Source organism: Nocardioides sp. (assembly GCF_024509035.1).
In the GTDB taxonomy this organism is placed as follows: Bacteria; Actinomycetota; Actinomycetes; order Propionibacteriales; family Nocardioidaceae; genus Nocardioides.
In genome coordinates this window covers 1-7548 of the sequence record NZ_JANINT010000109.1, presented here as the reverse complement: position 1 = coordinate 7548, position 7548 = coordinate 1, and the positions used below count along the sequence as shown (strand labels likewise).

The following is a 7548-nucleotide window of genomic DNA, read 5'->3' as shown; positions in this document are numbered from 1 at the left end:
ACCCACTCGACCCGGTCGGGGTGGTCGACCAGGCACGAGTCCAGCCCGCCCGGACCACCCACGCCCGACGAGCCGGCCACCGGCTCGAGGTCAGCCGTCGCCGCGGACCGCATCAGGTCGGGCCGCAGCACCTCCACGCCGTGCCGGCGGGCGTCGTGGACCAGCGACTGGGGTGCGTAGAACCCCATCGGCTGGGCCCGCAGCAACGCGGCGAGGAACGCCCCGGGGTAGTGCAGCTTGCACCACGAGCTGGCGTAGACGAGCTTGGCGAAGGAGAGCGAATGGCTCTCGGCGAACCCGAAGTTCGCGAACGACAGGATCTTCAGGTAGATCGCGTCGGCCTCCTCGCCGACCAGCCCCTTGGCCGCCATCCCGGCGTACAGCTTGTCCTTGATGCTCTCGATCCGCTCGACGCCGCGCTTGGAGCCCATCGCCCGGCGCAGCAGGTCGGCCTCGTCGCGGCTGCAGTCGCCGAGCACCCGCGCCATGTCCATCAGCTGCTCCTGGAACAGCGGCACGCCCTTGGTGCGCTCGAGCACCGGCACCAGCGAGGGGTGGGCGTACTCGACCTGCTCGCGCCCGGTGGCCCGCCGGATGTAGGGGTGCACCGCGCCGCCCTGGATCGGGCCGGGCCGGATCAGCGCGATCTCGATCGCCAGGTCGTAGAACTCCCGTGGTCGCAGCCGCGGCAGCGTGCCGATCTGGGCCCGGCTCTCGACCTGGAAGACCCCGACGGAGTCGGCGCGGCAGAGCATGTCGTAGACCGCCGGCTCCTCCTTGGGGATCGTGCTCAGCTCCCAGTGCTCGCCGAGGTGTTGCTCGACGATGCGCATCATGTGGTCGAGCGCGCTGAGCATCCCCAGCCCGAGCAGGTCGAACTTCACCAGCCCCATGAACTCGCAGCCGTCCTTGTCCCACTGCAAGACGGTGCGCTTGTCCATCCGCGCCCGCTCGATCGGCACCACCTCGCCGATCGGCCGCTCGGTGAGCACCATCCCGCCGGAGTGGATGCCGAGGTGGCGCGGTGCGCCGAGGAAGCCGTTGGCCAGCGCCACCACAGGGGCGGGTACGTCGTGCTCGCCGCCGTCGCGCGAGGCGACGGTCGTCCACGAGGTGACCTGCTTGGACCAGGCGTCCTGCTGACCGGGCGAGTGGCCCAGCGCCTTGGCCGCGTCGCGGACCGCCATCTTGGGGCGGTAGCCGACGACGTTCGCGACCTGCGCGGCGTTGTGGCGCCCGTAGCGCTCGTAGACCCACTGGATCACCTCCTCGCGCCTGCCTGCGTCGAAGTCGACGTCGATGTCGGGCTCCTCGTCGCGAGCTTTCGAGATGAAGCGCTCGAACGGCAGCCGGTAGAAGACCGGGTCGATCGCGGTGATGCCGAGCGCGTAGCAGACCGCCGAGCTCGCCGCCGATCCCCGGCCCTGGCAGAGGATCCCCTGCGAGCGCGCGAACGCCACGATGTCGTGGACGATCACGAAGTAGCCGGCGAAGTCCTTCTCGTCGATGATCTTCAGCTCGTGCTCGACGGTCTGGCGGGCCTGCTCCTCGAGCGGGCCGCCGGCGTAGCGCAGCGCGAACCCCTCCTCGGTCAGCTCGCGCAGCCAGCTCGACGGCGTGTGACCGGCGGGGATGCCGTTCTTGGGCAGCCGGGGGGTGGCCTTCTGCAGGTCGAAGGCGATCTCGTCGGCGATCGCGACGCTGCGCGCCACCGCGCCCGGGTAGCGAGCGAACCGGCGCGCCATCTCCTCCCCCGAGCGCAGGCAGGCCATCCCGGACGCCGGCAGCCAGCCGTCCATCTCCGCGAGGCTGCGCCGCGCCCGCACGGCGGCCATCGCGGCGGCGATGCGGTGCTGCTCGGGCCGCGCGTGGTGGACGTTGTTGGTCGCGACGACCGGCAGCCCGTGGTCGGCGGCCAGCCGCGCGAGCAGGTCGTTGTGGGTCGAGTCGGTGGGATAGCCGTGGTCGGTCAGCTCGACCACGACGTTCGCGTGGCCGAACAGCGCGGTGAGCCGGTCGAGCTCGGCCGCCGCGGCGACGGGTCCGTGCCGCAGCAGCGCCCGGCGTACGCCGCCCTTGCGGCAGCCGGTCAGCACCAGCCAGTGCCCGTCGCGCGGTCCACCCGCGCGCTCGGCCAGCTCTCCCGGGTCGTAGACGGGCCGACCCTTCTCGTCGCCGCGCAGCTGGGCGTCGGTGATCGCGGCCGCCAGCCGGTGGTAGCCCTCCACCCCGCGGGCCAGCACCAGCAGGTGGCTGCCCTCGGGGTCGGCGACCCCGTTCTGCGGCTTGGTCAGGCCCAGGGAGAGCTCGGCCCCGTAGATCGTCTGCAGCCCCGTGCTCGCGTGCAGCTGTGCGGTCTCTGCGAACAGCGGAGCGCCGTAGAAGCCGTCGTGGTCGGTGATCGCGAGCCCGTGCAGCCCCAGCCGGATCGCCTCGAGCACGAGGTGGTCGGGGCCGCTGGCGCCGTCGAGGAAGCTGAAGTTGGAGTGGCAGTGCAGCTCGGCGTACGGCGTCACCGGGCCGTCGGGCCGCTCCACGTCGACCCGCGTGCGCTTGCGCTTGCGCGTCGAGATCGGCGCCTCGGGGTCCTGGGGCGTGTTGACCCGCCCGGAGAGCCGCTTCTCCAGCTCGCCCCAGGAGATCGGCGGGTTGCTCCAGCCCATCTAGATCACCATCAGTCGTACACCGCTTCGGTCCACCACACGCCCTCGTCGCAGGTCAGCAGCCAGGCCCGGCCGTCGACGCCGACGACCTGGAAGCGCGCCACCTTGCGGCCTCCCGACGCCTCCCACCACAGCTCCTCGATCGGCCACGGACCGGCCCAGGCGGCGACCGACTGCCAGCCGCCCGACGGCTCGGCGCGGAACCGCTCGGGTGGACAGGTGACCGCACCCCGGTCGTCGACCGCGACGGGACGGCCGGCCGGACCGACCACCTCGGCGGCCCACGGGTCGGCCAGCACCCGCGACGGCGCGGGCGGCGGGATGGTGCCCGGCCAGGGCGGGCCGCCATCGATCGACCGGGGCCGCAACCCGGCCGGCCGCTCCCCCCACGCCACGAACGCCTGCCGGTCGCGCGGCGACCGCCCGCCCTGGAGCACCGGCCGGACGACGGCCTCGTGGCCGAGCATCCCCTGCACGCGGGCGATGCCCCGCTCGACCCGCTCCTCGGTGCCGCCCCACAGCCCGTCGGCGTGCACCGCCTCGGGCACCACGGTCACCGGCTCGAAGACCACCCGGTCGACCGGAGCGCGCACCGCACCGGTGCGCCCCGGCGTCGGCCCCGACGCACCCTGCAGCTGCCAGAGCAGCCGGTCGACGAGGTCGGCGGCACCGAACCACCGTGGGTGCAGCCAGACCCGCGAGCACGCGACCTCGCCGTCGCTCTCGCCCTCGGCCCGGGCCTCGATGCGGACCTCGGTGCAGACCAGGCGCTGCTGGGCGAGCCCGGCGACGAACCGGTCCGCCGTGCGCCGGGCACTGAAGCTGATCGTCTCGGCGGAGTCGAGCGGCGGCTCGAAGTCGACGTGACAGGCCAGCTCGGGGGGCGGGGTGCGGGTCGCGAGCAGCACCGCCCCGTCACCGCCCAGCACGCGGTGCACCCAGGCCACCTGCGGGCCGAACCGGTCGCGCACGTCGCTGGCACGCAGGTCGGCCACGTCGCCGAGCGTGCGCAGGCCCAGCCGGCGCATCAGGCTGACCGCGTCGCGGCCGTCGGGGAGGTCCTCGATGGCCTCGACGGGCAGGCCACGCAGGAACGGCGCCGACGCCCCCGGCTCGATCACGTGGCAGTCCTGGGGCTCCGCCCGCCGGGCGGCCTGCTCGGCGGTGAACAGCTCGTCGGCGACCCCGACCCGGCAGTCCCACACCCCGAGCCCGACCAACCGCTCGGCGACCAGCGCCGCGGCTGCGGGCTCCCCGCCGTAGAACCGGCCCGGCGCCCGCAGCGCCAGCAGTCCCGGACGCAGCGGCGCCACCCCCGGACGCAGCTCCTCGACGGCGGCCAGCACCGGCTCGAACGCGCGGGCGTCACGGTCGGGCACCGCGGCGTGCACCTTCAGCTCCGGGCAGCGCGACTGCGCGTCGCGGCGGCGCATGCCACGGCGTACGCCGAACCTCCGCGCGCCGTCGTTGCATGCCGAGACGTTGTTGGCGCTGAACACCGCCGCCGGCAGGTGGGTGGGCAGCCCCTCGTCGGCCAGGGCGGCGACCACCGGCCAGTCCGGGCACCACACGACCATCACGCGCGACACGACTAGCTCGCCTCCTCCACGACCCGGGCGGGCGCGGCGGCCGGCTCGGCGCGGCGGTAGGTCTGGTCCTCGGCGGGGAACCACAGCGCCCCGCGGCGCGGCGGCGCCGAGCCGCGCTGGGCCTCGACCAGCAACCGCCGCGAGCGCAGGTGGCCCTCGCCCTGACCGGCCCCCGACCAGGCGGGGGCGCGGGTGGTCAGGCGCACTTCGCAGCGCGGCCAGTCCCCCGGCCTCGTCTCCAGCGCGACCAGGGCGGCGGAGCGCTTGCGCAGTCGTGCGGCCAGCTTGCCCGCGACCTGCTCGGGGACCCGACCCGGCGGACGGACCACCACGAGCGTGACGACGTCGACGAGCGCGGCGGTGACCTCCAGCCACTGGTCACCGGGGTCGGGCACGAGCACGGTGCGGTCGAGGTCGACGCCGAGGGCGTACGCCGCCTCCGCCCCGGAGTCGCCGACCCCCACGACCGCGCACCAGCTGCCCGTCCGCGACGGGCCGGCCATCAGCGCGAGCGCCAGGCTCGCGCTGTCGACGGCGTAGCTGCTGCCGGCCCGCAGCTGGACCAGCCCGGCCAGCGCCGGGTGGGTCTCCAGGGCCAGCTGCGGGACGCCGTCGTGCATGCGCGCCATCCGGCTGCGCAGCTGCGCGATCGTGTCAGCGGTGCTGGTCGGGGTGCCCACACCCCATCATCGAACATGTGTTCGAGCGAGTCAATCGGGGTGCTCCGGTGGTTGAGGTGCGAGCGAAGCGAGCCTCGACATCACCGTCGCCTGACGATGATGTCGAGGCTCAGGCCTGGCGGCCTTCGCACCTCAACCAGCGTCAGCCCTCGTAGAGCGAGTCGATGAGCTCCTGGTTGTTCTTCTCCACCACGTTGCGCTTGACCTTCATCGACGGGGTCAGCTCGCCGGACTCGATGGTCAGGTCGTGGTCGAGCAGCCGCCACTTCTTGATGGTCTCCCAGCGGTTGAGGCGGGAGTTGAGCTCGTCGACGTACTCCCCGACCATCTTGTGCACGGCGTCGGAGTTGACGACCTCGGTGTACGACGCCCCCACCATGCCGTTCTCCTCCGCCCAGCCGGCCATCGCGTCGGGGTCGAGGGTGATCAGGGCGACCACGTAGTTGCGCTCGTTGCCGAACACCAGGAACTGGCTGGCGTAGGGGCAGATCGCCTTGAACTTCGACTCGATCGCGGACGGCGCGACGTACTTGCCACCCGAGGTCTTGAAGAGGTCCTTGATGCGGCCGGTGATCGTGAGGAAGCCGTCGGCGTCGATGCTGCCCTTGTCGCCGGTGTGCAGCCAGCCGTCCTCGGTGAGCGTCTTCGCCGTCTCCTCGGGGAGGTTGTGGTAGCCGGCCATGATGTGCGGCCCGCGGAGCAGGACCTCGTCACCCTCGCCGATCTTGACCTCGGCGCCCGGGAGCGCGGGGCCGACGGTGCCGATCTTGTAGCGGCTGGGGTGGTTGACCGTCGCGCCCGCGGCGTTCTCGGTCATGCCGTAGCCCTCGAGGATGAGGATGCCGGCGGCGTGGAAGAACTCCGCGATCTCGGCGTTCAGCGCCGCGGAGCCCGAGATGAAGAACCGGACCCGGCCACCGAAGCGCTCGCGGACCTTGCTGAACACCAGCTTGTCGAACAGCCCGTGCTGGAGGTTGAGCAGGAACGGCACCGACTTGCCCGCGAGCTTGAGCTGGTCGACCTTGATGCCGACCTCGAAGGCCTTGTGGAAGATCTTCTCCTTGGCCCCGCCCTCGGCGGCCTGCATGGTGATGATCCGGCTGTGCGCCTTCTCGAAGATGCGCGGCGCCGCGCCCATGAACGTCGGCTTCACGGTCGCGCAGTTGTCCACGATCTTCTCGACCCGCCCGTCGATGGCGGTCGCGAACCCGCAGGCCAGCTGGGCCGAGAGCAGCACCTTGCCGAACGAGTGCGCCATCGGCAGCCACAGGAACTGCAGGTCGTCCTCGTGGAGGATGTCCTGCACCTGGATCGCGGTCCCCTCGTAGACCCACGACTTGTGCAGCAGCCGCACGCCCTTGGGCCGGCCGGTGGTGCCGGAGGTGTAGATCAGCGTGGCGAGCTGGTCGGGCGCGATCGCGCGGACCGTCTCCTCGACGATGCCGGGGTGCTCGGCGAGGCGGGCCTCGCCCAGCTTCGCCAGGTCGTCGAGCCCGATGATCCAGTCGCCGTCGGTCGTGCCGTCGAAGGTCACGATCTTGGCGAGGTGCGGCAGGTCGTTGCGGTGCTCCTTGAGCTTGGCGATCTGCTCGTCGTCCTCGGCGAAGACCACACGGCACTCGGAGTCGCCGAGGATGTACGCCGTGTCCTCGGCGTTGGTCGACGGGTAGACGGTGGTCGTGGCGCCGGCGGCGCACATGATGGCCAGGTCGGCGAGGATCCACTCGTAGCGGGTGCCGGAGACGATGCCCACCCGCTGCTCGGACTGGATGCCGAGCGAGAGCAGGCCTGCGGCGAGCTTCTCGACCAGGTCACCGGCCTGCTTCCAGGTCACCGACTCCCACGCCTCGCCCCGCGGGTAGCGGAACGCCTCGCGCTCGCCGGAGGCGGCGACACGGTCGAGGAACTGGAGGGCGAAGTTCTGGGTGAGCTCGTCGACGAATCCGGCGTCGTAGTGGGGGGCGCTGCTGGCCTGGGCGGTCATGGACACTCCTGCGGTACGGCCGAGGGAACGGGGTTGCGGAGTAACCTAGATCACTTGTCGAACTGGCGGGTAGCAAACCCCCCACTGTGGACGCCCGGGAGCGCCTCAGGCGCGTGCGCCGACGTACTTCTCCGCCGCCCGCCGGGCGTCAGCGACCAGGCCCTCGACCCGCAGCAGCTCGGGGAGCAGGGCCGCCTCGGTGGTGAGCGCGCGGTACATCATCGAGACGGTCACGCCGTGGCCGGGACGGTGGACGACGTCGATCTCGTCCCCCGCGCCGATCTCGCCCTCGACGAGGACCCGCAGGTAGGGGCCGGGCCGGCCGATCGCCCCGAAGCGCTTCACCCAGGCGCGGTTGTCGAAGCCGGTCGCGCCCATCCAGCCCTTGAAGTCGTTGCACGGGATCCGCACGGTCGCGACCTCGAGCTCGGCGGTCCCGATGCGCCAGCGCTCCCCCACCTCGGCCTCGTTGACGTCGATGCCTCGGGTCGTGAGGTTCTCGGCGAACATCCCGTCGCGGATCTCCCGGCCGAGCTCGCCGGCCCACCAGTCGAGGTCCTCGCGGGCGAACACGTAGACCGCCTGGTCGACGCCGCCGTGGTGCTTGGTGTCCCCCACCTGGTCACCGTCGA

The 7548-nt window shown here is 72.4% G+C and carries 5 protein-coding genes; all 5 read right to left on the bottom strand.

Annotation, left to right across the window (positions count from 1 at the left end; genetic code table 11):
• A partial coding sequence (locus Q0L15_RS08945; RefSeq protein WP_296603753.1) for an error-prone DNA polymerase occupies positions 1 to 2663 on the bottom strand: 2663 nt, incomplete at its 3' end.
• 11 nt (positions 2664 to 2674) lie between these two features.
• Entirely contained in the window at positions 2675 to 4252 is a 1578-nt protein-coding gene (locus Q0L15_RS08940; RefSeq protein ID WP_296603751.1) for a DNA polymerase Y family protein, read from the bottom strand.
• Positions 4253 to 4254: 2 nt separating this feature from the next.
• The gene (locus Q0L15_RS08935; RefSeq protein WP_296603750.1) at positions 4255 to 4932 is read right to left on the bottom strand and encodes a hypothetical protein; all 678 of its coding nucleotides are present in this window, start codon (positions 4930 to 4932) and stop codon (positions 4255 to 4257) included.
• Positions 4933 to 5074: 142 nt separating this feature from the next.
• Entirely contained in the window at positions 5075 to 6916 is a 1842-nt protein-coding gene (locus Q0L15_RS08930; RefSeq protein ID WP_296603747.1) for an AMP-binding protein, read from the bottom strand.
• Positions 6917 to 7021: 105 nt separating this feature from the next.
• Positions 7022 to 7548, bottom strand: a 527-nt coding sequence (locus Q0L15_RS08925; protein WP_296603746.1) for an MOSC domain-containing protein, incomplete at its 5' end; no start/stop codon positions are given.

Excerpts from the sequence above, each read along its gene's own strand:
- Q0L15_RS08930 (WP_296603747.1), bottom strand. The coding sequence starts at position 6,916 with ATGACCGCCCAGGCCAGCAGCGCCCCCCACTACGACGCCGGATTCGTC.